At 70.1% G+C, this 21,879-nt stretch carries 21 protein-coding genes; 12 read left to right on the forward strand and 9 right to left on the reverse strand.

What is annotated here, in order from left to right; translation table 11 throughout:
* Positions 1 to 16: 16 nt before the first annotated feature.
* Positions 17 to 1,270 carry an aminoglycoside phosphotransferase family protein gene (locus tag ACLQ2O_RS21710; protein WP_425834162.1) on the forward strand — a complete coding sequence of 418 codons (1,254 nt, stop codon included), beginning with the start codon at positions 17 to 19 and terminating at the stop codon, positions 1,268 to 1,270.
* On the opposite strand, the gene ACLQ2O_RS21715 is transcribed toward ACLQ2O_RS21710, so the two are convergent.
* The 3 genes from ACLQ2O_RS21715 to ACLQ2O_RS21725 are packed head-to-tail and all read right to left on the reverse strand — an operon-like array spanning position 1,263 to position 3,795.
* On the reverse strand, positions 1,263 to 2,066 hold the full coding sequence (locus ACLQ2O_RS21715; protein ID WP_425834164.1) for an ABC transporter permease: 804 nt from the start codon (positions 2,064 to 2,066) through the stop codon (positions 1,263 to 1,265). The genes ACLQ2O_RS21710 and ACLQ2O_RS21715 overlap by 8 nt on opposite strands.
* A complete protein-coding gene (locus tag ACLQ2O_RS21720) occupies positions 2,066 to 2,848 on the reverse strand; it encodes an ABC transporter permease (protein ID WP_425834166.1) in 783 nt (260 codons plus the stop codon). The genes ACLQ2O_RS21715 and ACLQ2O_RS21720 overlap by 1 nt, the downstream gene beginning before the upstream one ends.
* Positions 2,848 to 3,795 carry an ABC transporter ATP-binding protein gene (locus tag ACLQ2O_RS21725; RefSeq protein WP_425834168.1) on the reverse strand — a complete coding sequence of 316 codons (948 nt, stop codon included), beginning with the start codon at positions 3,793 to 3,795 and terminating at the stop codon, positions 2,848 to 2,850. The genes ACLQ2O_RS21720 and ACLQ2O_RS21725 overlap by 1 nt, the downstream gene beginning before the upstream one ends.
* A gap of 135 nt (positions 3,796 to 3,930) precedes the next feature.
* On the opposite strand from ACLQ2O_RS21725, the gene ACLQ2O_RS21730 reads away from it, so the two are divergent.
* The gene (locus ACLQ2O_RS21730; RefSeq protein WP_425834170.1) at positions 3,931 to 4,530 is read left to right on the forward strand and encodes a choice-of-anchor C family protein; all 600 of its coding nucleotides are present in this window, start codon (positions 3,931 to 3,933) and stop codon (positions 4,528 to 4,530) included.
* Between the two features lie 17 nt (positions 4,531 to 4,547).
* Here ACLQ2O_RS21730 and ACLQ2O_RS21735 read toward each other — a convergent pair whose 3' ends face one another.
* Positions 4,548 to 5,306 (reverse strand): SDR family oxidoreductase, encoded by a 759-nt coding sequence (locus ACLQ2O_RS21735; protein ID WP_425834172.1) that lies wholly within the window; start codon positions 5,304 to 5,306, stop codon positions 4,548 to 4,550.
* Between the two features lie 127 nt (positions 5,307 to 5,433).
* Between ACLQ2O_RS21735 and ACLQ2O_RS21740 the strand changes: the two genes are divergently transcribed.
* The 5 genes from ACLQ2O_RS21740 to ACLQ2O_RS21760 all read left to right on the forward strand — a co-directional run bounded on the left by ACLQ2O_RS21740 (position 5,434) and on the right by ACLQ2O_RS21760 (position 9,452).
* Positions 5,434 to 5,964 carry a MarR family winged helix-turn-helix transcriptional regulator gene (locus ACLQ2O_RS21740; protein ID WP_425834174.1) on the forward strand — a complete coding sequence of 177 codons (531 nt, stop codon included), beginning with the start codon at positions 5,434 to 5,436 and terminating at the stop codon, positions 5,962 to 5,964.
* Positions 5,961 to 7,571 carry an MDR family MFS transporter gene (locus ACLQ2O_RS21745; protein ID WP_425834176.1) on the forward strand — a complete coding sequence of 537 codons (1,611 nt, stop codon included), beginning with the start codon at positions 5,961 to 5,963 and terminating at the stop codon, positions 7,569 to 7,571. Before ACLQ2O_RS21740 ends, ACLQ2O_RS21745 begins: the two co-directional genes overlap by 4 nt.
* 69 nt (positions 7,572 to 7,640) lie before the next feature.
* Positions 7,641 to 8,285, forward strand: a complete 645-nt coding sequence (locus tag ACLQ2O_RS21750; RefSeq protein WP_425834178.1) for a nucleotidyl transferase AbiEii/AbiGii toxin family protein — start codon at positions 7,641 to 7,643, stop codon at positions 8,283 to 8,285.
* A gap of 25 nt (positions 8,286 to 8,310) precedes the next feature.
* Entirely contained in the window at positions 8,311 to 8,667 is a 357-nt protein-coding gene (locus ACLQ2O_RS21755; protein ID WP_425834180.1) for a hypothetical protein, read from the forward strand.
* Positions 8,667 to 9,452, forward strand: coding sequence for a nucleotidyl transferase AbiEii/AbiGii toxin family protein (locus ACLQ2O_RS21760; protein WP_425834182.1), 786 nt, complete (start codon positions 8,667 to 8,669; stop codon positions 9,450 to 9,452). Before ACLQ2O_RS21755 ends, ACLQ2O_RS21760 begins: the two co-directional genes overlap by 1 nt.
* Positions 9,453 to 9,495: 43 nt before the next feature.
* Here the strand turns inward: ACLQ2O_RS21760 and ACLQ2O_RS21765 are convergent, their stop codons facing one another.
* The 3 genes from ACLQ2O_RS21765 to ACLQ2O_RS21775 form a co-directional block, all read right to left on the reverse strand.
* Positions 9,496 to 10,776 (reverse strand): AI-2E family transporter, encoded by a 1,281-nt coding sequence (locus ACLQ2O_RS21765; RefSeq protein ID WP_425834184.1) that lies wholly within the window; start codon positions 10,774 to 10,776, stop codon positions 9,496 to 9,498.
* Positions 10,777 to 10,852: 76 nt separating this feature from the next.
* Positions 10,853 to 12,262 carry a glutamate mutase L gene (locus ACLQ2O_RS21770; RefSeq protein WP_425834186.1) on the reverse strand — a complete coding sequence of 470 codons (1,410 nt, stop codon included), beginning with the start codon at positions 12,260 to 12,262 and terminating at the stop codon, positions 10,853 to 10,855.
* A gap of 102 nt (positions 12,263 to 12,364) precedes the next feature.
* Positions 12,365 to 13,519, reverse strand: a complete 1,155-nt coding sequence (locus ACLQ2O_RS21775; protein WP_425834188.1) for a cystathionine gamma-synthase — start codon at positions 13,517 to 13,519, stop codon at positions 12,365 to 12,367.
* A gap of 282 nt (positions 13,520 to 13,801) precedes the next feature.
* Here ACLQ2O_RS21775 and ACLQ2O_RS21780 point away from each other — a divergent pair, with 282 nt between their 5' ends.
* Both ACLQ2O_RS21780 and ACLQ2O_RS21785 read left to right on the forward strand, forming a co-directional pair.
* Positions 13,802 to 14,383 (forward strand): hypothetical protein, encoded by a 582-nt coding sequence (locus ACLQ2O_RS21780; protein WP_425834190.1) that lies wholly within the window; start codon positions 13,802 to 13,804, stop codon positions 14,381 to 14,383.
* A gap of 8 nt (positions 14,384 to 14,391) precedes the next feature.
* Complete coding sequence (locus ACLQ2O_RS21785) at positions 14,392 to 15,468, forward strand: hypothetical protein (RefSeq protein WP_425834192.1); 1,077 nt, start codon at positions 14,392 to 14,394, stop codon at positions 15,466 to 15,468.
* A 221-nt stretch (positions 15,469 to 15,689) separates the two neighbouring features.
* On the opposite strand, the gene ACLQ2O_RS21790 is transcribed toward ACLQ2O_RS21785, so the two are convergent.
* Complete coding sequence (locus tag ACLQ2O_RS21790; protein ID WP_425834194.1) at positions 15,690 to 16,271, reverse strand: TetR/AcrR family transcriptional regulator; 582 nt, start codon at positions 16,269 to 16,271, stop codon at positions 15,690 to 15,692.
* Positions 16,272 to 16,374: 103 nt separating this feature from the next.
* Between ACLQ2O_RS21790 and ACLQ2O_RS21795 the strand changes: the two genes are divergently transcribed.
* Together ACLQ2O_RS21795 and ACLQ2O_RS21800 are read left to right on the forward strand one after the other, a co-directional pair.
* Positions 16,375 to 18,534, forward strand: coding sequence for an MMPL family transporter (locus ACLQ2O_RS21795; RefSeq protein WP_425834196.1), 2,160 nt, complete (start codon positions 16,375 to 16,377; stop codon positions 18,532 to 18,534).
* Positions 18,535 to 18,650: 116 nt separating this feature from the next.
* Positions 18,651 to 19,682 (forward strand): NAD(P)/FAD-dependent oxidoreductase, encoded by a 1,032-nt coding sequence (locus tag ACLQ2O_RS21800; RefSeq protein ID WP_425834198.1) that lies wholly within the window; start codon positions 18,651 to 18,653, stop codon positions 19,680 to 19,682.
* On the opposite strand, the gene ACLQ2O_RS21805 is transcribed toward ACLQ2O_RS21800, so the two are convergent.
* Complete coding sequence (locus ACLQ2O_RS21805; protein ID WP_425834200.1) at positions 19,679 to 20,365, reverse strand: YczE/YyaS/YitT family protein; 687 nt, start codon at positions 20,363 to 20,365, stop codon at positions 19,679 to 19,681. The genes ACLQ2O_RS21800 and ACLQ2O_RS21805 overlap by 4 nt on opposite strands.
* Before the next feature lie 53 nt (positions 20,366 to 20,418).
* Here ACLQ2O_RS21805 and ACLQ2O_RS21810 point away from each other — a divergent pair, with 53 nt between their 5' ends.
* Complete coding sequence (locus tag ACLQ2O_RS21810) at positions 20,419 to 21,861, forward strand: PLP-dependent aminotransferase family protein (RefSeq protein WP_425834202.1); 1,443 nt, start codon at positions 20,419 to 20,421, stop codon at positions 21,859 to 21,861.
* The last annotated feature ends 18 nt before the right edge of the window (positions 21,862 to 21,879 follow it).

Consider the following 21,879-nt stretch of genomic DNA (forward strand, 5'->3'; position numbering starts at 1 on the left):
TTCGTACGCTGCCCAGATGCCCGACACCAGGATCTCCTCGGTACTCCTCCAGGCCGGCAACCTCCGTCGGTTGCCCGACGTACAGGTCCCGGGCGAGGTGTGGTTCCCCGACGTCGAGGGCGTGCTCCAGGCGTTCCGTTCCCAGCTCGGGGTCGACGCGACCGTCCTCACCTGCCTGGGTCGCGGCCCCGGCACGATCGACTACCTCCTCAGCGGCACCGGCGGCCCAACCGGCGAGGCCCCGCACGACGAGCTTTTGGTGGCGGCGGCCCAAGCGCACCTGGCCCTCCCCGACGACTACCCACTGACCCCCGCCTGGATGCAGCCGGCCTGGTACGACGAAGCGCTGGCCTGGATCGACGAGCACCTCGAGCGCACCGGCCCACCGACCCAGGTCCGTTCCTGGGGGCTGTCCAACGTGCTGCGCGTCCCGACCGCTTCCGGCGACGTGTACTTCAAGGCCCTCGTCCACGGCAGCACCCTCGTACCGGACCGGCCTGACGCGACCCCGCTGCTGTTCGCGCACGAGCCGCGTCTGCTCGATCGCCTCTCGACCGTACGGCCGGGTGAGGTAGTTCGCCCGATCGCTGTCGACCACGACCGGGTGTGGATGCTGCTGCCCGACCTCGGAACACCGCTCGCGGAGCAGACCGATGTCGCGCTGTGGATCGAAGCGCTGGGCGCCCACGGCCGGCTGCAACGCAGCTTTACCGACTCCCCCGACGAGTTGCTTGCGATGAGCTGCGTCGACCGTCGGCTCGACCGCCTCGGCGACGAGATCGACCGGCTGTTCGGGCCCAACGGCGTGACTGCTCAGCTGACTTCCGAGGAGCGCGACCAGCTCGCCACCCGGTCCCCGGGTCTGCGGGAGGCGATCGCCGAGCTGACTTCGATCGGCGTACCGGAGACTTTGCTGCACGCGGACCTGCACCCGGGCAACGTCGCCGTCCGGGACGGCCGGCCGATCGCGTTCGACTGGACCGACGCGGCGGTGGCGCACCCGTTCCTCGACCTGGTCACCTTTGTCGGGGGCCGGCACGAGCTGTCGCGCTCCCCCGACGTCAGGGACGCCTACCTCGCCGTCTGGCAGGACTTCGCGCCGCTGCCTGCTCTGCGGCGCGCACTCGACCTGGCCGGCCTGCTCGGCGCTCTGCACCAGGCCGTCACCTCGCTCCACCTCGCCGACAACGTGTCCGGCCCGAGCCGCGACTCGATGCAGATCGGTGGCAGGTGGTGGCTCCGCAAGCTGCTCGAGCTGACGGCTACTTGAGCAGCAGCGTGCCCAGGCGGCGCGAGGCGACGTACATGCCGGCGGTACCCATCGCGATCAGGTAGAGCGCGTTGATCAGTAGCGTCCAGCTGACGGTGCCGGTGGTGAGCGCGCGTTCGAGCGCGACGCCCTGGTAGAGCGGGGTGATCTCGACCAGCCAGCGGATCGCGCCGGGGTAGGTCTCGATCGGGTAGAACGTCGCCGAGAACAGGAACATCGGCATCGTCGCCAGCTGGACGAACTCGAAGTCCTGCCAGCTACGCATGAACGTCGTCATCGCCATCCCGGCCCCGGCGAACGCGTACCCGATCAGGACCGAGGCCGGCAGCGCGAGCAGCGCCCACCAGGACTCGACCAGCCCCATCACCAGCATCACCACGACGAACATCGCCGAGTAGCAGGCTCCACGCAGCAGCGCCCAGGTCACCTCGCCGGTCGCCACGTCCCACGGCCGCAGCGGCGTGGCCAGCATCGAGTCGTACAGCTTGACGAACTTCATCCGGAAGAAGATGTTGTACGTCGAGTCGAAGATCGCCCCGTTCATCGCCGAGCTGGCCAGCATCGCCGGCGCCACGAACGCGGCGTAGCTGATCGCCGTACCGTCGGCGAGGGTGAAGTCGCCGACCAGCTGGGCGACGCCGACACCGATCGACAGCAGGTAGAAGACCGGCTCGAAGAAGCCGGAGACGAAGACGATCCAGGACCGCCGGTAGACGAGGAAGTTGCGCTCGACCAGGTGCTTGCCGTTGCCGATCCGGACCGGGAACGGGATCACCCGCGCGGTGAGTGTGGCCATCAGTTGATCAACCTCCGGGTCAGGCCGCGGACCGCGAACCACGTGCCGACGACGAACCACGCCGCCAGGTAGGCCAGGTTGCCGAGGGCCGCGAGCGGGTCGACCGTGCCCAGGCTCAGGTCACGTGACAGCTCGACGCCGTGCCACAGCGGGCTCAGGTAGGCCAGCCACTCGATCCAGTCGGGCAGCTGCGAGACCGGGAAGAACGCGCCGGAGAACAGGAACGCCGGCACGACGCCGAACCGGAAGATCATCGCGAAGCCGGTGTCGTTCTCCAGCCGGGTCGCCACCGCGCAGACCGGCGCGGACACGGCCATCCCGACCAGCAGCGCGACCGGCAGCCCGAACAGTCCCCACGGCGTGGCCAGCCCGTCGAACAGCGCGATCACGACCAGGAACACCGTGCAGGTGGTCAGCACCCGGAACGCGACGAACGCGAGCTGCCCGTACATCACGTCGGCGGGCCGCAGCGGCGTCGCGACCATCGAGAAGTAGAACTTCTGCCACTTGATCCCGCCCATCACCGGGTACGTCGACTCGCCGACCGCGATCTGCAGCGCGGTCGCGGCGAGCAGGCCCGGCGCGATGAACTGCAGGTAGCTGATCCCGCCGAGCGCGTCGGCGCCGTTGCCGTCGACGAACGAGCCGAGACCGATGCCCATCGCGGCCAGGTAGAGCAGCGGGAGCAGGAAGCTGCTGACCAGGCTGCCCTTCCAGGTGCGTTTGTAGACCGTCGCCCAGTAGTCGAACTGGCGGCGGCCGTTCTCCAGGACGACGCTCATCAGTCCACCAGCGTCCGGCCGGTCAGGCGCAGGAACACGTCCTCGAGCGTCGAGCGCCGGACCAGCACGGCGGCAGGCTGCAGGCCGCGCTCGTGCACCGCCGCGACCGTGCGCTCACCGTCGTCGGTGTAGAGCAGCAGGCGGTCGGGCAGCACCTCGATCCGCTGCGCCAGGTCCTCGACCTTGCCGGCCAGCGCGTCGTGGTCGGCCGACATCACCTCGGGCCCGAACCGCAGCTCGGTCACCTCACGCGTCGAGTAGTCCCGGATCAGCTCGTACGGCGAACCTTCGGCGGCGATCAGTCCGGCGTCCATCACCACCAGCCGGTCGCACAGCTGCTCGGCCTCGTCCATGTAGTGCGTCGTGATGATCAGCGTGACGCCGGCCTGCTTGAGCCGGAACAGCTTGTCCCACAGCAGGTGCCGCGCCTGGGGGTCGAGCCCGGTCGTCGGCTCGTCGAGCAGCAGCAGGTCGGGCTTGCTGACCAGGGACCGCGCGATCGTGAGCCGCCGCTTCATCCCGCCGGACAGCTCGTCGACCTTGACCTTGGCCTTGTCGGTGAGCGCCACGAACTCCAGCAACTCGTCGGCGCGGCTGCGGCACTCGGCCCGGCTGAGCCCGAAGTACCGGCCGTAGACGGTGAGGTTCTCCTGCACCGACAGCTCGGTGTCGAGCGTGTCGTCCTGCGGGCAGACCCCGAGCCGCGCCCGGATCTGCGGCCCTTGGGTCGCCGGGTCCATCCCCAGGATCCGCAGCTCTCCACCACTGACCGGCGACACCGCGCCGATCATCCGCATGGTCGAGGACTTGCCCGCGCCGTTCGGACCCAGGAACCCGAACGCCTCGCCCTTGCGCACGTCCAGGTCGATCCCCCGCACGGCCTCGAACTCGCCGTACGACTTGGTCAGACCACGCGCGTGGACCAGAGACTCCCGCTGCTCACTCACCTGCCCGACCCTAGACGCCCCCACCGACAAACTTCTTGTCGATTTGCCCCCACGCCGTCAGCCCGCGCCGATCGCGGAGCGTGACCGCACACTGACTGTTAGGACCCGTCCGTCCTTTCTGCCTGGGGAGGCCCCGTGAAGTTCCGCCGTACGACGTTCCTGCTCGCCCTGTCCACCGCGCTCGTCGCCCTGACCGCGTCACCGGCATCCGCCGCTCCCGTCCTGGCCAACGGCTTCGAGGAACCGGCCCTCGGCGTCGAGTTCTTCGGCTACGTCGCCGGGCAGAGCTTCGGCGGCTGGACCGTGACCACCGGCAGCGTGGATCTGACCACCGACTGGCAGAACGCCGAAGGCCGCCAGTCCCTCGACCTCAACGGCTCGGGCCCGGGAGCGGTCGCGCGGACGCTCCCGACCCAGCTGCTCACGACGTACAAGGTGACGTTCGCGGTCGCGGGCAACTCCGAGGGACCGCCCACCGTGAAGAGCGGCCGGGTCACGGTGAACGACCAGCAGGTCGACGCCTTCACCTTCGACGTCACCGGCAAGTCCAACGGAAACATGGGCTGGACCTACCGCTCCTTCTACTTCACCAACCTCCTGAACAGTTCCGCGACGCTGAAGTTCGCCGGCACCTCGCCCCAGGCCTGGGGCGCGGTCGTCGACGACGTCAAGGTCGACAGCTGCCTGCTGATCCTCTGCCCGGCCTCGGCCTCCACGGTCAACCGCATCCGCTGAAGCCCGTACGCCGGTCGCTAGCCTCGGCCGGCGTACGGCATGCCGGCGGCCATCACCGTGAGCGTCGGCACGGCGACCGACGTCGGGAGCAGGGCGACGCGGGCGACGAAGTCGGCGACGATCCTGGGGTCGAAGGTGGGCTCGACCGCGGTCGACCCGTCGGGCTGCAGCGCGCCCTGCTCCATCCGTTGCGTCATCACGGTGGCGGCGTTGCCGATGTCGATCTGGCCGGCGGTGATGTTGTGCGGCCGGCCTTCGAGCTCCAGGCCCTTGGTCAGCCCGGTGATCGCGTGCTTGGAGGCGGTGTAGGCGATCGCGTGCGGCCGCGGGACGTGCGCCGACAGCGAGCCGTTGTTGATGATGCGGCCGCCCTTCGGGTCCTGCCGCAGCATCAGCGCGTACGCCGCCTGGGCGCACAGGAACGAGCCGGTCAGGTTCGTGTCGACGACGGCCCGCCAGTCGTCCTCGCCGACCTCCTCGACCGGGGCAGCCGGCATCCCGGTGCCGGCGTTGTTGACCAGCACGTCGATCCGGGACAGGCTCGCGAAGAAGTCGCGGACCGCCGGTCCGTCGGTGACGTCCAGCACCGCCGTACGGACCTCGCCGACGCCCGCGTCGCCGACGGCGTCGATCTGCTCGGCGGCGGCCGCGGTCTCCCGCAGCTTCGCCTCGGTCCGCCCGGTCACCGTCACCTGGAACCCGGCCGCGGCGAGCGCCAGCGCCATCTCCCGCCCGAGTCCCGACCCGCCGCCGGTGACCACCGCGATCTTCTGCATGCCCGCTCCTGACGCCCGTTGAACACCGTGTGACCGCCAGACTACGGGCGGTTAATCATTGGCCATCCAGGAGACATCTTAGGAAACTCATTTGCATGTATCACGCACGTATGTATATGCTTGCACCATGCATGTAAATGACGGGTACGCCCCGCAGACCCCGGTCGAAGGGGTTCTGCACGCGTTCACCCGGATCGGGCGGCGGCTGAAGGCCAAGCAGCCCGGCGACACGCTCGACCAGAGCGCCCACCTGGCGCTCTTCGTCCTGCGGTGCAACGGCGCGCTGCGGCTGTCCGACCTGGCGAGCAAGATGGAGATCGACGCCTCCACCGCCAGCCGGCACGTCCGTTCGCTGGAGCAGGCAGGCCTGGTCCAGCGCTCGGTGGACCCCGACGACGGACGCGCCTTCCGGGTCGAGCTGACCGCGCAGGGCACGGCCGAGTGGGAGAAGAACGCCCAGCGCAGGATGGCGCTGCTCACCCAGGCCATGGAGGGCTGGACCGAGCAGGACGTCAAGACTTTCGAGCAGCTGATGACGCGGTTCGCCGACGGCGTCGCGAACCTGACCGACGCACGCGACGACAAGGCCTGGGCCGACAAGGGCTGGGCCGCCGCGGCGCGACTGAACACCGAAGAGAACGTGGAGAGCACCAGATGAGCACCACCGAGCCCGCCGTCACCGGCGGCGCTGCGCCTGATCCGAACACCCCGAGCTACCTGTCCCACAAGCAGATCCTGGTCGTGCTCGGCGGCCTGATGGCCGGCATGTTCCTGGCCGCGCTCGACCAGAGCATCGTCGGGACCGCGCTGCCGCAGATCGTCAGCGAGTTCAACAGCCTGGACAAGTTGTCCTGGGTGGTCACCGCCTACCTGCTGACCTCGACCGCCTCGACGCCGCTGTGGGGCAAGATCTCCGACCTGTACGGCCGCCGCCCGCTGTTCATCGCGGCGATCGTCACCTTCCTGGCCGGCTCCGTGCTGGCCGCGCTGTCGCAGAACATCGAGGAACTGATCGGCTTCCGTGCCGTCCAGGGCCTGGGCGCCGGCGGTCTGATGTCGCTGGCCTTCGCCACCATCGGCGACGTGATCCCGCCGCGTGAGCGCGGCAAGTACATGGGGTACTTCGGTGCCGTCTTCGGTCTGTCCTCGGTCGCCGGCCCGCTGCTCGGCGGTCTGCTCACCGACGGTCCCGGCTGGCGCTGGATCTTCTGGATCAACCTGCCGATCGGCCTGGTCGCCCTGGGCGTCGTCGGCGCCGTCCTGAAGCTGCCGCACGTGAAGCGCTCGCACAAGATCGACTACCTCGGCGCCTCCGTGGTCACCGGCGCGGTCACCACCCTGCTGCTGGCCGTCTCCTGGAGCGGCCCGAGCAACGGCTGGGACTCGGCCACCACGATCGGCCTGCTGGTCGCCGCCGTCGTCCTGGCGGTCGCCTTCGTCTTCGTCGAGCTGCGGGTCTCCGAGCCGATCATCCCGATGGACCTGTTCAAGGGCCGGATCTTCTCCGGGTACGCCGGGTTCGCGTTCCTGCTCGGCTTCGCGATGTTCGGTGCGCTGATCTTCCTGCCGCTCTACCTGCAGGCCGTCAAGGACATGTCGCCGACCCGTTCCGGGCTGGCCCTGCTGCCGATGATCCTCGGGATCTTCAGCGCTTCGATCCCGAGCGGCCAGCTGATGAGCAAGACCGGTCGCTACAAGATCTACCCGATCATCTCCGCGGTCCTGGTCGGCGTCGCGATGCTGCTGCTGTCGACGCTGAGCCTCAGCACGCCGTACTGGCAGCTGGCAATCTTCATGTTCCTGATGGGCTCCGGACTGGGCCTGTCGATGCAGATCACCGTCACCGCGGCGCAGAACAGCGTGCCCCGCAAGCACATGGGCACCGCGACCTCGTCGATGACGTTCTTCCGCTCGATGGGTGGAGCGATCGGTACGGCCGTGTACGGCGCGGTGCTGACCAGCCGGCTGACCGAGCACCTCGGCGACATCGTCCCGAGCTCGGCGCAGAACATGGTCGGCCAGCTCGCCAAGGCGGCGAACAGCGTCGACGCGCTGCACGCCCTCAAGGAGCCGATGCAGGGCTGGGCGCTGCACGGCCTGGTCGAGGCGATGGGCGACGTGTTCCTGGTCTCCCTGCCGTTCCTGGCGATCGCCCTGGTGATCGCGATCATCACCCCGGAGCAGCGCCTGGCCGGCCGCGACGAGACCCCGAAGGACGGCGAAGAGCCGAACCTCGAGGCCTCCGCAGCCGCCGCCATGCACTGATCCAGCACCACCCGACAGCCGCCCCCGGGAATCCCCGGGGGCGGCTGTTTTGTCGGGCAGACTGTGCGCGTGGATCAGCTTCAGAAGCGGATGGCGACAGTCGGACTGCGTGCTCTGGCCCGGGACGGGTTCGTGCTGGCCGGCGGGTACGCGCTGCGGGCGCACGGGTTCGGCGCGCGGTCGTCGGACGACATCGATCTGTTCACCGACCGGTTGGACGCCGAGCTGTTCGCGGCCGCGGTGGAGCGGCTGGTTGCGGCGTACCAGGCGGACGGGCTGAAGGCGGAGGTGGTCCGGCAGGCGCCGCTGTTCGCCCGGGTCGTGGTGGACGGCGAGGCCAAGGCCGATCTCGGCGCCGACCTGCGGCAGTTCCCACCGGTGGAGCTGGAGGTCGGGCCGGTGCTGTCCGAGCAGGACGCGGTCGGCTCGAAGGTCGGGACCGTCTACTCCCGTCTCGAACCACGCGACTTCATGGACGTCCAGGCGATCCTCGACAGCGGCCGTTACACCACCGGCGCGCTGCTCGCCCTCGCCGACCGGCGCGAGGTGACAGCGCTGGACCGCCCGATGTTCGCCGGCCAGCTCCGCGCGGGAAGCCTGCTGCCCGATGCCGGCTTCCTCCGCTACAGCGCGACGCCGGACCTGATCGCCAGGATCCGGCGTACGGCGACCGGCTGGGCCGACCAGCTCGACCACGCGTCCACCGCCGGCTGATCCGGTCGTCGGCGACAATGGGTGGATGAACGAGCCGCCCCGGACCCAGCCCGGAGACCTGCACGCGGCGCGGATCCCGTACGTCGTACCGGACTCCCTCGACCAGCTCACCGGGCCACGCAGCGGGGTGGTCGAGCTGCCGATCCCGATCGACTGGAGCCCGAAGACCGGGTACGACCTCGGCGATCCCGACGACCGGGTCCTGCTGTACACGACCGTGATCAGCGAGGCCGCGACGGTCGACGACCTGGCCCGCTTCCTGAACAAGGACCTGCTGATCGCGCTCTGGCCGCAGCTGCGCCTGCCCCGCTACTGCGTCCGCCGGTGGCACACGGCGTTCCCGCAGCTCGCGGCGATCGGCGCCGGCGGAGTGTGGCAGTGATGGATCCCGACCACGAACAGGTGGCGCGGATCGGGCTGACCGCCCTGCAGGACCGCGGCTACGCTCTGGCCGGCGGGCACGCGCTCGCGATGCACGGCATCGGGTCGCGGCCGTCGAAGGACGTCGACCTGTTCACCGATCGGCAGCAGACGGACTTCCGGCAGACCGTCGAGGGCCTCCAGGCGGCGTACGGCGAGCAAGGGTACGCCGTTGGCGTGACCCGCCAGGCCGACGAGTACGCGCAGCTCCAGCTGACCAAGGAGGGCCGGACGACGCAGATCGAGCTCGGCCGCGACTACCGCAGCCGGCCCCCGGTCGACTCACCGGTCGGCCCGGTGATCTCCGCCCAGGACGCAGTCGGCTCGAAGGTCGGCACCGTCTATCAGCGCGGCGACGCGAAGGACTACGTCGATCTGCAGGCCTGCGCGCAGTCCGGCCGGTACACGCACGACCAGCTGCTCGAGCTGGCCGACGAGCGTGAGATGTCACCGATGGACCGCGGCATGTACGCCGAGCAGCTCGACTTCGCGTCCCGGATCCCCGACGCGCAGTACGCCCAGCAGGGCCTGAGCCCCGACCAGATCGCGACCCTGAAGCAGGACATGGGCGGCTGGGCCCAGGAGCTCCGCACCCGGGCCGCGAACCCCGACATCGACAACGGCATGCGCCTGATGCAGACCGGCTCAACCCGCCAGGGCCCCAGTCGCTCCGGCCAGACCGGCGCGACGACGTACCAGCCGCCAACCCCGACCCAGTCCCGAGACCAGGGCCCCCGCGGCGTCTAGCCAACGCACGGCTGCTCCTACCTGCGGCTGGTACGCCGTACCATCAGCTGTCGGCGACCGGCTCCTCCACCGGCGGCCGGCGCCGCGGGGGTCTGCGGGGGATCGGACGGGGTGGTTCGGGATCGACGTCGTTGCCCGCCAGGTGGTTGACGATCGTGTTCAGCACCGCCGCCGTCGGCACCGCGATCAGCGCGCCGACGATGCCGGCGACGATCACGCCGGTCGCGATCGACAGGATGATCGCGAGCGGGTGCACGCTGACCGCCCGGCCCAGCAGGAACGGCTGCAGCACGTGTGCTTCCAGCTGCTGCACACCGATCACCACCGCGAGCATGATGATCGCGACGAACGGGCCCTTGGCAACCAACGCGACCAGGACCGCGACACAGCCGCTGACCAGCGCGCCGACCACCGGGATGAACGCGCCGACGAAGACCAGGATGCCGATCGCGCTGACCAGCGGCAGGCCGAGGATCGCGGCACCGAGCGCGATCCCGACCGCGTCCACCGCGGCGACGATGATCGTGGCGCGGACGAACGCGGTCAGCGAGACCCACGCCTTGCGGCCGGACGAGTCGGCCTTCTCGCGCGCCTGCCGCGGGAACAGCCGGACCAGCCAGGCCCAGATCTGCTCGCCCTGGTACAGGAAGAAGAACAGGCAGAACAGCGAGATGAACAGCCCGGCGACCACGTGCGTGGCCGTCGTACCGACCTCGGCGGCTCGTTGACCGATCGCGCCGCCCGACGTCACGGTGTCGCGCAGCCGGTTGAGCGCGTCGGTGATGTCGGCGTCGGTGACGTTCAGGTTGATCCGGGCCAGGTCGCGCAGCTTCTGCACACCTTCGCCGACCTGCGTCGACAGGTTCTCGAACTGGGTCGCGATCTGCGTCCCGACCAGCGTGAGCAACCCGGCGACGAGCACGATCGTGAACACCACGGTGATCCCGGCCGCCGGCCCGCGCGCGAGCTTCAGCTTCTGCAGCCCGTTGGTCATCGGGATGAGCAGCGCGGTGAGCAGGATGCCGACGGTCACCGGTACGACGACCTCGGACAGGTACCGCATCGCGTACGCGATCGCCAGCACGGCGGCCACGACCACCAGGAACCGCCACGCCCAGGCGCTGGCGATCTGCATCCCCGGCGTGACCCCGGTGTCGATCCGGCCCCGGCTCGACGACACCGTGAGGTGGTGCTCGGCGCCGTCCGCGACCACGGTGTCGCTGGTTCCCTCCGCGACGTCGTTGTCCGCGACCGGACTCAGCTCGTCCCGCCCGACGTCCGGTACGTCGGACCGCTCCTGCTCCGGCTTCTCCGGATCGCTCATGGCACCTCCCCAGGGCTCGTTCCTGACCCTAGTGCCCGCCGGAGACCGTTCCATGTAGGCATGGGTACCCGGCGCGCTAGACCTCGGCGCCCACGCGGCGCGCCAGCCCTTCGGCCGCCACCGGATCCACCTCGGCCAGCAGACCCACACCCGCCAGCACGTAGTCCTTGTCCACACAGGTCCGGGCGGTCGTCGGCACCAGCCAGCCCTCCTCCCGCGCGCCCGCACCCACCGCGCCGAGGATCCGCTCAGCCACCTCAAGCCCGTTGTGCCGCAGCACTCCCCCGGACCCGACGAGCAGGTCCACCTCGCGCAGATCCTTCCCCGACCGCTCGATCACCCGCCCACCAGGCCCGAACACCACCCGCTGCCGCCCCGCATGCCGCCGGAGCGCAACCGTCGCCGCCACCGTCGCCAGAACCTCGTCGTACGCCGCTTCGGCGGGTGTGTCCGGCAGGTAGCTCGGATCAGCTCGCCGCCGCCTCGCCGCCTCCGCCAAGCTCTCGTCCGCCGGCCCGCCTGCGCCAGCCGGCCCACCTGCATCCTTCGACGCGGCGAGCCCCTCCAGCAGGCCCGCTTCGACTCCGGCCTCGACCACCGGGACCGCGCTCCACCGCATCCCGAGATCACCCTCGACCGTGCGCGTCACCGGATGCGTCGCGACGACCTCCCGCCCGAGGTTCGCGTCCTCCGGGTCGAGCTCGATCACCGAGTGCACGTCCGTGGTCGCCCCGCCGATGTCCACCACCGCAACATCGCCGTGCAGTCCGGCCAGCACCTCGACACCCCGCAGTACGACGTCCGGCGTCGCCGCCCGCACCATCCGCGCGAACGCCGGGTCCTTCGACAGGTTCTTCCCACCGATCACGTGCGCCAGGAACATCTCCCGGATCGCCGCCCGCGCCGAGTCCGGCGCGAACACCCCGATCTCCGGTACCACGTTGCCGGCCAGCACCGCCGGCACTCCCCCACCGGCCAGCAGCCCGGCAACCTCGTCCCGCGCCTCGATGTTGCCCGCAGCAACCACCGGCTTACGCCACTTGTACTTCGCCAGCACCCCGGCCGCCCCGGTCAGGACCGCGGAGTTCCCCCCGTCGGTCCCACCCAGTAGCAGTACGACGTCCGGCTTCTCCGCCCGCAACGCCTTCACCGAGGTAGCAGTCAACCCGCCACTCACGACGGCCACCACGCGCCCACCACTGGACAACGCGACCCGCCGCCCGGCCTCGGCGGTCACCAGCTCTTCGTTCCCCACGACCGCGATCCGCAGCCCACCCCCCGCAGACGAACAGGCCAGCAGCTCGGCCCGCTCCACCCCACGATCCAGCCCCAGCAGTTGCTCACGACAAGCAAACCAACCGTCCAGCACATCGGTCCCCACCGTCGTCCGATGCTCGGCCCGCCCCACCAGGTCCCCCGACCCCGCATCCACCACGATCGCCTTGGTGAACGTCGACCCGAAGTCAACCGCGACTACCAGCCCCATACCTGTTGCTCCCTCCCCGACCGCACCCCGCGGCCGGACCCCGTGCACGCCCGGCAGTGTGACTTGCTGCCGTGGGCAACAAGCCACACCAAGGACGAATCATCACGCCATCGCGCGGTCGAGGTCCTGGAGGAGGTCGTCGACGGTTTCGATGCCGACGCTGAGGCGGATCAGGTCGGCGGGGACCTCCAGCGGGGTGCCGGCGACCGACGCGTGCGTCATCTTGCCCGGGTGCTCGATCAGCGACTCGACGCCGCCGAGGGACTCGCCGAGGGTGAACACCTCGGCCTTGTTGCAGATGTCCAGCGCGTGCTGCTCGCCGCCGCTGACCCGGAACGACACGATCCCGCCGTACCGCTTCATCTGCTTGGCGGCGGTCTCGTGACCGGGGTGACCCTCGACGCCGGGGTACAGCACCGACGTCACCGCCTGGTGCCGCTGCAGGAACTCGACGACCTTCTCGGCGTTGTCGCTGTGCCGGTCCATCCGGACGCCCAGCGTCTTGATGCCGCGCAGCACCAGCCAGGCGTCGAACGGTCCGGCGACCGCGCCGATCGCGTTCTGGTGGAAGGCGATCTTGTCGGCCAACTCCTGGTCACGCACGATCAGCGCACCGCCGACCACGTCGGAGTGCCCACCCATGTACTTGGTGGTCGAGTGCACGACCACGTCCGCGCCGAGCTCCAGCGGCTGCTGCAGGTACGGCGAGGCGAAGGTGTTGTCGACGACCAGCAGCGCGCCGGCGTCGTGCGCGATCTGCGCGACGATCGCGATGTCGGCGACGTTCAGCAACGGGTTAGTCGGGGTCTCCAGCCAGACCACCTTGGTCTTGCCCGGGCGGATCGCGGCGCGAATCGCCTCCGGGTGGGTGACCGCGGCCGGCGTCATCTCGACGCCCCAGGCGCCGAGCACCTTGGAGAACAGCCGGAAGGTGCCGCCGTACGCGTCGTCGGGGAAGACCACGTGGTCGCCGGGGACGCACAGCGACCGGATCAGCGTGTCCTCGGCGGCCAGACCGCTGGCGAACGCGAACCCGCGCTTGCCGCCCTCGATCGCGGCCAGACACTCCTCGAGCGCGGTCCGGGTCGGGTTCGCCGACCGGGAGTACTCGTAGCCGTTGCGCAGCCCGCCGACACCGTCCTGCTTGTAGGTGCTGGTCGCATAGATCGGCGGCACCACCGAACCGGTGGTCGGGTCAGGCTCGTTCCCCGCGTGAATAGCAAGCGTCTCGAAGCCGTACTGGTCGTTGATCTCCACCGAACCAGCGTACGGCCTGGTCCCATCGTTGCCGAATCGTGCCATAGATGCTGTGGACAACAGAACGGAGCCGACGGCCATGAACACATCCCGACAAGACCAAGCACCAAGGTTTTGGGGCCGCCCGTTCTGGACTGAGGAGGGAGGGAGCGCAGCGACCGACCGACGAGGGAAGAACGGGCGACAAAGCCCCAAAACCCGCGGCGACGAAGTCGACGCCAAAAGCACAGCTTTGACCCTTGGCGGCACTTAAATTTGCTGCGGTTGAGTGGAGGGATGCCGATGAAGACGCAGGACAGGGCGCTGGACGAGGACGACCGGGCGATGGCCGACTTCGCCGAGGTCGGGGACTGGACCGCCGTGGCCGGGCCGGACAGTGACGCGACCGGTCCCGCCGTGGTGACCGCGCTGGTCAACCGGGTGATGGCGGCGACCGGCTGGAAGCCGTGGGACCTGGAGCCGGGCGAGACGATCGACGACGGCGCCGCGTCCTGGGGGTTCACCACGCGGCGCGGGACGACGATGCTGGTCTTCGACGGGCTCGCGTTCGCCGACTGCCGCAACGCGGGCTGGACGGCGTACCAGATCGGCCCGGACGACATCGCCGACGCCGAGAAGGGGCTGGACGAGCACTGGCCCGACCACCTCGCGCTGGCCCGCAGGCACTGGGGTGAGCCGGACTACCTGAGCGACGACAGCAACCCGGACTTTCTCGACGAGTGGGGCGCGGGAGCGGGTGTGGACCGCCGGCACCTGGCCGCCTGGATCCGGCCCGGCGCGCAGTTCCACCTGTTCAGCAACAAGCCGACCAAGGACCCGCTGACTCCGGCCGTGGGTGTCAACTACGCGGTCTACATCGACTAGGAGATTCGATGAGCACACCGAACGAGGGTCCGGAAACCGCCGTGCGCCAGCCGGGCCTGACCCCGGAGGCCTTCAGGGCACTCGGGACGATGACCCCCGCGCAGCAGCAGGCGATGAACCACGTGGTCAACGCGGTCAAGGCGGTCGCCCCGATGATCAACGCGGTCGCCAAGTGCATCCGCGGCATCCGCAACACGTTCGCCCGCCTCTCCCAGGCCGCTCAGCGGCTGCGAAGCACCGATCGGGCGCTCAACCCGTCGCAGGGCGGTCGCCACCGCGCCGAGCGGTCGTCTGCCGGTCAGCAGGCAACTGCCGGCCCCGCGCAGCAGGCAGGTGAGTTGAGCGCGCCGACCCGTGAGGCGACCGTTCAGGCTCGCGACCGCGGCCGGAGCCTGGTGCGCGACGCCGGCATGGCCCTGGCGAAAGGTGCGGACAAGGCACTGCGTTCCGCCGGCCGCTGGGCTTGGTCCAAGGTCCAGCAAGGCCAGGCCGTCGTCGGCGACGCGGTGACGAAGCAGGTGGTCCGGGGCCAGATGTGGGCCAACGAGAAGGTCGTGCCGGTGGTGCAGGCGGCCGACGACAAGTTGACGCAGGCCGCGGACTGGGCCGGTGGCAAGGTGGACGAGGCGAAGGCGTACGGCAACCAGCAGATGAGCCGGGCGGCCGCGAAGGCCAGCGCCACTCTTGCCGCGTTCGCCGAACGCCGGAACGACCCCACCAACAACGTGCCGGGCCAGGAGCTCCCGAAGGCCGATCTCGCGTTCGCCCAGCAGGTCGCCGAAATCGTGAGCTCCCAGAACCCGGACGCGGCGAAGGTGGCCGAGCTCGGGCGACTCGTCGAGCCTTTCAGGGCGCAGGCCGCCGGCCTGGAGACGGCCGGCGCTCCCGCGGTCGAGGGCGGCGGACAAACCGCTGTCGCCGCACACCGCGAGATGTGGAAGACCCTGCACGACGGTCAGGCCGCGGCCAACACGATGAGCAAGCCGGCCAAACCCGCCCAGGCGACCCCGAGCGCCAAGGAGCAGGCCCCCGGCGCCCACACCAAGAAGCAGGGCCCGGACCCAACCACCAGGTCCCAGGACTAACCCCCACAGCACCAGGGTGGGCCCGAGCACAACTCGGGCCCACTCACGCTTGTCCGCCCGACGCGACCTCAGCCCCCGCGCCGGGGCCCGCCCACAGCACCACGGGTGGGCCCGAGCACAGCTCGGCCCCACCCCTCGCTCTTTCCGGCCGCCGCGGTCTCAGCCCGGCACGACCTGCCCGGCCGCATCGCCGCCGGCGCCAGCCACCGCCGTACAAAAAATCAAGAAGAAACGTTCCGCCGCCCCGACAGTACGGCGGTTGCCGCCTCCAGCAACGTCTCGCGCAGCTCCGCGTCGCCGAGCTGGGCGGGCTCGAGGCCTGCCGACAGCACCGCACCGCCCACCTCGACCGCCGCGGCCGCGAGGACCCGGTCGCGAGGTGCCGGGTCGGGTCCCGCCAGCCACAGCTGGAAGGCCCGGCTGCGCGCGATCAGGTCGTCGAAGTCGTCGCCGAACGCCGCGAGCACCGCCGCGATGTCGCGCAGGACCGTCGGCCCGGTCCCCCGGTGCCTGATCACCACGTCGACGTACGCGCTGAGCAGCTCCTGCTCGTGCTCCAGCGACCACTCGGTCGTCCCGACCCGCAGCAGCACCTCGTTCAGGTCGTCGAAGAACGTTCCGATGATCGCCTTCAGCAGGTCCTGCTTCGACGAGTAGTGGTAGTACAGCGACGCCTTCGTGATCCCCACCTGCTCGGCGATCTCCCGCAGGCTCGTCTTCTCGTACCCCTGCCCGCTGAACAGCTCGAGCGCCGCCCGATGGATCTCGCCCTTGGTGTCGCGGGCTCTCGTCGCGTGCTGCATGTCACCTACTTTCTCATTTGTGCAGCCTACCGTGCGGCAGGTAGCCTACCAACCGACCGGCAGGTAGAGACCGTACGACGCCGTACGGCAGGAGGGGGTCCCCGTGTTCGACCGACTCGGACGCTTCGTCGTCCACCACCCGTGGAAGGTGATCGCGGCCTGGGTGATCGCGGCGGTCGCCGTGCTCGCCTTCGCGCCGACGCTCGCCGACGTGACCAGCAAGGACCAGGCCAGCTTCCTGCCCGACTCCTACGAGTCGGTGCAGGCGCAGAAGCTGGCGGCCGACGCGTTCGGCCAGACCAACGACGCGACCGCAAGCATCGTGGTCAAGCGCTCCGGCGGCGGGGAGCTGACCGCGGCCGACCAGGCCGAGGTGACCGGCCTCGCGAAGGCGATCACCGACGCGAAGATCGACCGCGTCACCGCCGCGATCACCGGCCCGCAGGCCCTCTCGCCGAACCAGCAGGTCCAGCTCGTCAGCGTCGGCCTCAAGGGTCTCGCCGACGACCAGGCCGTGCTCGACGCCGTACAGAAGGTCCGTGACGTCGCCGGCCCGGCGCTCGCCGACAGCGGACTCCAGTACGGCGTGACCGGCGACGCCGCGCTCTACCTGGACAACCAGGACGCCTTCGAGAACGCCTTCGTGGTGGTCGGTATCGCCACCCTGGTCCTGATCGTCGGCCTGCTGCTGTTCATCTACCGCAGCCCGGTCGCGGCGCTGCTGCCGATCCTCACCGTCGGGCTGGTCAGCGCGATCGCGCCGGGCCTGATCGCGCTGGCCGCGAAGGCGTTCGACCTGCAGGTCACCCAGGACCTGCAGACGATCCTGACCGTCGTCCTGTACGGCGTCGGCACCGACTACATCCTGTTCCTGCTCTTCCGGTACCGCGAACGCCTGCGCGCCGGCGAGGAGCCGAAGCAGGCGCTGATCACCGCGGCCGGCCGGGTCGCCGAGGTGATCGTCTCCGCGGCCGGCGCGATCGTGGTCTCGTTCAGCGCGCTGCTGCTGGCCGTGTTCGGCGGGTTCAAGAGCCTCGGCCCGGGCCTCGCGATCGCGGTCGCGGTGATGGCGTTCGCGGCGATCACGCTGATCCCGGCGGTCGTCTCGCTGCTCGGCCCGAAGGTGTTCTGGCCGTCGAAGTCGTGGCAGAAGTCGCCGAAGGGCGCGATGTTCAAGCGTTTCGGCCGGTTCACCGCCAAGCGCCCGGCCGTGGTCGCGACGATCTCCGGCGGCATCATGGTGGCGCTGGCGCTCGGCACGCTCGGCATGAAGATCGACTACGACGCGTTCGCGCAGCTGCCGGCCGACACCGAGTCGGCCCGCGCGATCAAGGACCTGCAGTCCGGATTCCCGGCCGGCGCGCTGAACCCGACGACCGTCTACGTGAAGAGCACCGACGGTAGCCCGCTCGACCCGGCCGAGCTCAAGCAGTACGCCGGCAAGCTCGCGCAGGTCGACGGCGTCGGCGCGGTGCTGCCCGCGTCGGCCGACGGCTCCCCCGCGCTGCTGAACGGTGACAAGACCGTTGCCCAGATCAACGTCGTACTGGACGGCACGCCGTACTCGGTGGAGTCCCTGGACCTGGTCGACGGTGCCCTCAAGGACGCCGCGCACGCGGACGCACCGGCCGGTACGACGACCCTGCTCGGCGGCGTGACCTCGTCGTACACCGACATCCGGGACGCCAACAGCCGCGACCTGTCGGTGATCTTCCCGGTCGCCGGCGGCCTGATCGCGATCATCCTGGCGCTGCTGCTGCGCAGCCTGCTGGCGCCGCTGGTGCTGATGGTCGCGGTGGTGCTCAGCTTCTTCAGTACGACGGGCGCCACGGTCCTGGTCTTCCAGGGCGCCGCCGGGCACGCCGGGGTGTCGTTCTCGCTGCCGATCATGCTCTACCTGTTCGTCGTTGCCATCGGCACCGACTACAACATCCTGATGATCGCCCGGCTGCGCGAGGAGGCCGAAGAGGGCACCGATCCACGCACCGCGGCCGACCTCGCGATCGAGCACGGCGGCCCGTCGGTGGCGGCGGCCGGGCTGATCCTGGCCGGCACGTTCTCCTCGCTGATGCTGGCCGGGATGGCCCTGCTCACCGAGATGGGCTTCTCGGTCGCCGTCGGGATCGCGATCTCCGCGTTCGTGATGTCGATCTTCCTGGTCCCCAGCGTGACCGCGCTGCTCGGCCCGAAGGCGTGGTGGCCGCGCAAGCTGAAGAACCGGCGGCCGGCGACCGAGGACCGGACGCTGGAGCCGGTCGGCTGATCCCACGGACTGCAGGCTGAGGGGTCCTGCACAGCGAGGCCCGGACCGCTGGCGGTCCGGGCCTCGCTGGTGTTATTCGCTGTCGTGGCGATGCTTTCCCCTGTTAGAAAGGCGGGATGGCGGAGCGCAGCATTGTCGTGGTCGGCGCCGGAATCGTCGGGGCATCCCTGGCGTACCACCTCAGCGGGCAAGGCCGACCGGTCACACTGATCGACGCGGGCCTGCCTGGTTCAGGCGTCACCCGGTCTTCTTTCGCGTGGATCGGTCGACCGGTCAGCAGTGATCGCCCCTCGGCGCCTCTGCGCTACCTGGCGCTGGACGAGTACCGGCGCTTGGAGGCGGAGCTTCCCGGGCTGGCGATCCGCTGGACGGGTTCGCTGGTCTGGGACGGCTTCGACGACAACCCGGGGCCGATCACCGACGAGGTCGGTGGGTTGGAGCCGAACCTCGTCGATCCCCCGGCCGAGGCGACCCACCACGCTGGGGACGCGGCGTTCGACCCGGTCGCTGCTGCCGAGCTTCTGGTGTCCGCCGCGCGCGAGCGAGGCGCAAAGGTGTTGGTCGGTACGACGGTGACTGCCCTCGAACACCAAGCAGGCAAGGTGATCGGCGTACGGACAACCGCTGGGACGATTCCCGCTGAGACCGTCGTGCTGGCTGCTGGTACGGGCAGTGTCGCCCTTTGCGCGGGTGTCGGCATCCACCTGCCTGTAGAGCCGTCGCCGGCGATCCTCGTGCGGTTGCGGGCGAAGCCGGGCCTGGTCCGCGCGATCGTCGCGACGCCGGCGCTGGAGGCGCGGCAACTCGATGACGGCACGGTCCTGGCTCCGACGGTGTACTCCGGCGAGACAGCTCAGGCCGCGCTGCGCGCGACCGCCCAGCGCGTCCGGGATCAGTTCGCCGCGCGCTTCCGCGGGGGCGGCGACGCCGAGATCATCTCCGTGGAGGTCGGCTGGCGACCGATGCCCGTCGACGACGAGCCGATCATCGGCGGACCGGCCGGCACTGAGGGCCTGTACGTCGCCGTGATGCACTCGGCGATCACCTTGGCCGCCGCCGTCGGCCGACTGGCCGCGTCCGAGATCCTCACGGATCGGCCGGCGCCCGAACTCGAAGGCTGCCGACCGACCCGGTTCGACAAGAGCTAAGCCTTCACGCCCTCCGGCAGCCGCACGGTGAAGATCGGCAGCAGGACGTGCACCAACGGGCCGATCGCCAGCGCATAAGCAACAGTCCCCAACCCGACCACCCCGCCGAGCAACCACCCAACAGCGAGCACTGTCACCTCGATGCTCGTCCGGACCAGTCGCACACTCAGTCCGGTACGCCGTACCAGCCCCGTCATCATCCCGTCCCGCGGCCCTGGGCCGAACTGGGCGCCGATGTACATCGCGCCCGCGAGCGCGTTCAGCACGATGCCGCCGACGGTCAGGTAGAGGATCCGCACCCAGAGCGCGTCCGGCGTCGGTACCAGTGACAGCGACAGGTCCGTGACCAGGCCGATCACGATCGCGTTGCTGATCGTGCCGAGCCCGGGCCACTGCCGCAGCGGGATCCAGAACAGCAGCACGACGAAGCTCATCGCGATCACCACCGTGCCGAAGGTCAGCGGCAGGTGCTCGGTGATGCCCGAGTGCAGCACGTCCCACGGGTCCAGGCCGAGGTGGCTCTCGATCATCAGACCCATCGACGCGCCGTACAGGACGAGCCCGACGTACAGCTGGGTCAGGCGGCGCGGGAGGCGGCCGGCCTTGAGCTGCTCGATCGGGTTGAGCGCGGCGAGCGTACGGGGTGGCGTGGTGGGTTCAACGGTGGCGGTCACAGGATCCATTTTGAGCGCCATTGGCCTGGTGATCGATAGCCACTTGAGCAATAGTGGACTGCATGAGTGGCCAACAACTGCCCGCGAGCACCCTGAGCGGCCTGCTCGGCACCTGGTCGGACGACGGTGGCCCGGCGTACCGGGCCCTGGCCGAACGCCTCCGGCTGCTGATCGCGGACGGGCGGATCATGCCGGGCTCGCGGCTGCCGAGCGAGCGGGAGCTGACCGACGCGCTCGGAGTCAGCCGTACGACGGTCGCCTCGGCGTACCGGGAGCTGCGCGACCGCGGGTACCTGACCAGCCGACGCGGCTCGGGCAGCGTGACCGCGCTGCCGTCGCGGATCGAGCCCGAGCTCGGCCGGCACCACGCGCCGGGGATCGACACGGACGGGCTGTACGACTTCACCTGCGCGGCGTCGCCCGCCGTACCGGGCATCAGTACGGCGGTCGCCGCGGCGATGGAGGACCTGCCGCACCACCTGGCGACGCCCGGCTACCACCCGCAGGGGCTGCCGGAGCTGCGTGAGGAGATCGCGGCGTCGTACGAGGCGCGCGGGCTGCCGACGTCGGCGGACCAGATCATCGTCACGGCCGGCGCGCTGGCGGCGACGTCGATCGCGGTCCGGGCGATGACGCAGATCGGCGACCGGGTGCTGACCGAAAGCCCGACCCACCCGAACTCGGTCGACTCGATCCGGCGCAGCGGGGCGCGGGTCGTCGCGGCGCCGATGAGTCCCGGCGGCTGGGACCTTCCGTTGCTTGAGGCAACGATCAGGCAGACCGCGCCGCGCGCCGCCTGGCTGGTGGTCGACTTCCAGAACCCGACCGGCCGGCTGATGCCCGCCGCCGACCGGCAACGGCTGGCGATCGCGTTCGCGCGCAGCCGGACGACGGCGATCATCGACGAGACCCTGTACGAGCTGCCGCTGGACGGGCAGGAGATGCCGCCGCCGTTCGCCTCGTTCGATCCGGGCGGCGTGATCACGGTCGGGTCGGTGAGCAAGTCGTTCTGGGGCGGGCTGCGGATCGGCTGGCTGCGGGTGCCGGAGACGCTGGTCGCGCGGATCCTGGACGCGCGGGCGTCGATGGACCTCGGGGCGCCGGTGCTGGAGCAGCTGGTCGTCGCGCGGCTGCTGCGGGACAAGGCTTCGGTCCTGCCGGAACGGCGCGCCGGGCTGCGGGAACGGCGGGACGCGCTGGCCTCGGCGTTGCGGGCGGTGCTTCCGGACTGGAAGTTCACGCTGCCCGGCGGTGGACTGTCGATGTGGTGCGAGCTGCCGGCCGCGGTCGGGTCTTCACTGGTGGGGGTTGCGCAGCGTAACGGCGTACTGCTGGTGGCTGGATCCAGGTTCTCGCCTGAAGGCGGGCTGGAGACGTTCATGCGGTTGCCGTACACGCAGGATCCGGACACGCTGCGTCACTCCGTGGAACTGCTGGCGGCGTCGTACGGGCAACTGACCGAGCGCGGCCCGACTCGTCGTTCGGCGGCCGCCTTGATCGCCTGACGTCATCCTGGCGTAATC

This window comes from Kribbella sp. DT2 (assembly GCF_049844575.1).
Classification (GTDB): domain Bacteria; phylum Actinomycetota; class Actinomycetes; order Propionibacteriales; family Kribbellaceae; genus Kribbella.

Excerpts from the sequence above, each read along its gene's own strand:
- ACLQ2O_RS21760 (WP_425834182.1), top strand. The coding sequence starts at position 8,667 with ATGGATCCCGACCACGAACAGGTGGCGCGGATCGGGCTGACCGCCCTG.
- ACLQ2O_RS21710 (WP_425834162.1), top strand. The coding sequence starts at position 17 with ATGCCCGACACCAGGATCTCCTCGGTACTCCTCCAGGCCGGCAACCTC.
- ACLQ2O_RS21785 (WP_425834192.1), top strand. The coding sequence starts at position 14,392 with ATGAGCACACCGAACGAGGGTCCGGAAACCGCCGTGCGCCAGCCGGGC.
- ACLQ2O_RS21810 (WP_425834202.1), top strand. The coding sequence starts at position 20,419 with ATGAGTGGCCAACAACTGCCCGCGAGCACCCTGAGCGGCCTGCTCGGC.
- ACLQ2O_RS21745 (WP_425834176.1), top strand. The coding sequence starts at position 5,961 with ATGAGCACCACCGAGCCCGCCGTCACCGGCGGCGCTGCGCCTGATCCG.
- ACLQ2O_RS21755 (WP_425834180.1), top strand. The coding sequence starts at position 8,311 with ATGAACGAGCCGCCCCGGACCCAGCCCGGAGACCTGCACGCGGCGCGG.
- ACLQ2O_RS21780 (WP_425834190.1), top strand. The coding sequence starts at position 13,802 with ATGAAGACGCAGGACAGGGCGCTGGACGAGGACGACCGGGCGATGGCC.
- ACLQ2O_RS21805 (WP_425834200.1), bottom strand. The coding sequence starts at position 20,365 with ATGGATCCTGTGACCGCCACCGTTGAACCCACCACGCCACCCCGTACG.
- ACLQ2O_RS21765 (WP_425834184.1), bottom strand. The coding sequence starts at position 10,776 with ATGAGCGATCCGGAGAAGCCGGAGCAGGAGCGGTCCGACGTACCGGAC.
- ACLQ2O_RS21740 (WP_425834174.1), top strand. The coding sequence starts at position 5,434 with ATGCATGTAAATGACGGGTACGCCCCGCAGACCCCGGTCGAAGGGGTT.
- ACLQ2O_RS21770 (WP_425834186.1), bottom strand. The coding sequence starts at position 12,262 with ATGGGGCTGGTAGTCGCGGTTGACTTCGGGTCGACGTTCACCAAGGCG.
- ACLQ2O_RS21735 (WP_425834172.1), bottom strand. The coding sequence starts at position 5,306 with ATGCAGAAGATCGCGGTGGTCACCGGCGGCGGGTCGGGACTCGGGCGG.
- ACLQ2O_RS21800 (WP_425834198.1), top strand. The coding sequence starts at position 18,651 with ATGGCGGAGCGCAGCATTGTCGTGGTCGGCGCCGGAATCGTCGGGGCA.
- ACLQ2O_RS21790 (WP_425834194.1), bottom strand. The coding sequence starts at position 16,271 with ATGCAGCACGCGACGAGAGCCCGCGACACCAAGGGCGAGATCCATCGG.
- ACLQ2O_RS21715 (WP_425834164.1), bottom strand. The coding sequence starts at position 2,066 with ATGGCCACACTCACCGCGCGGGTGATCCCGTTCCCGGTCCGGATCGGC.
- ACLQ2O_RS21720 (WP_425834166.1), bottom strand. The coding sequence starts at position 2,848 with ATGAGCGTCGTCCTGGAGAACGGCCGCCGCCAGTTCGACTACTGGGCG.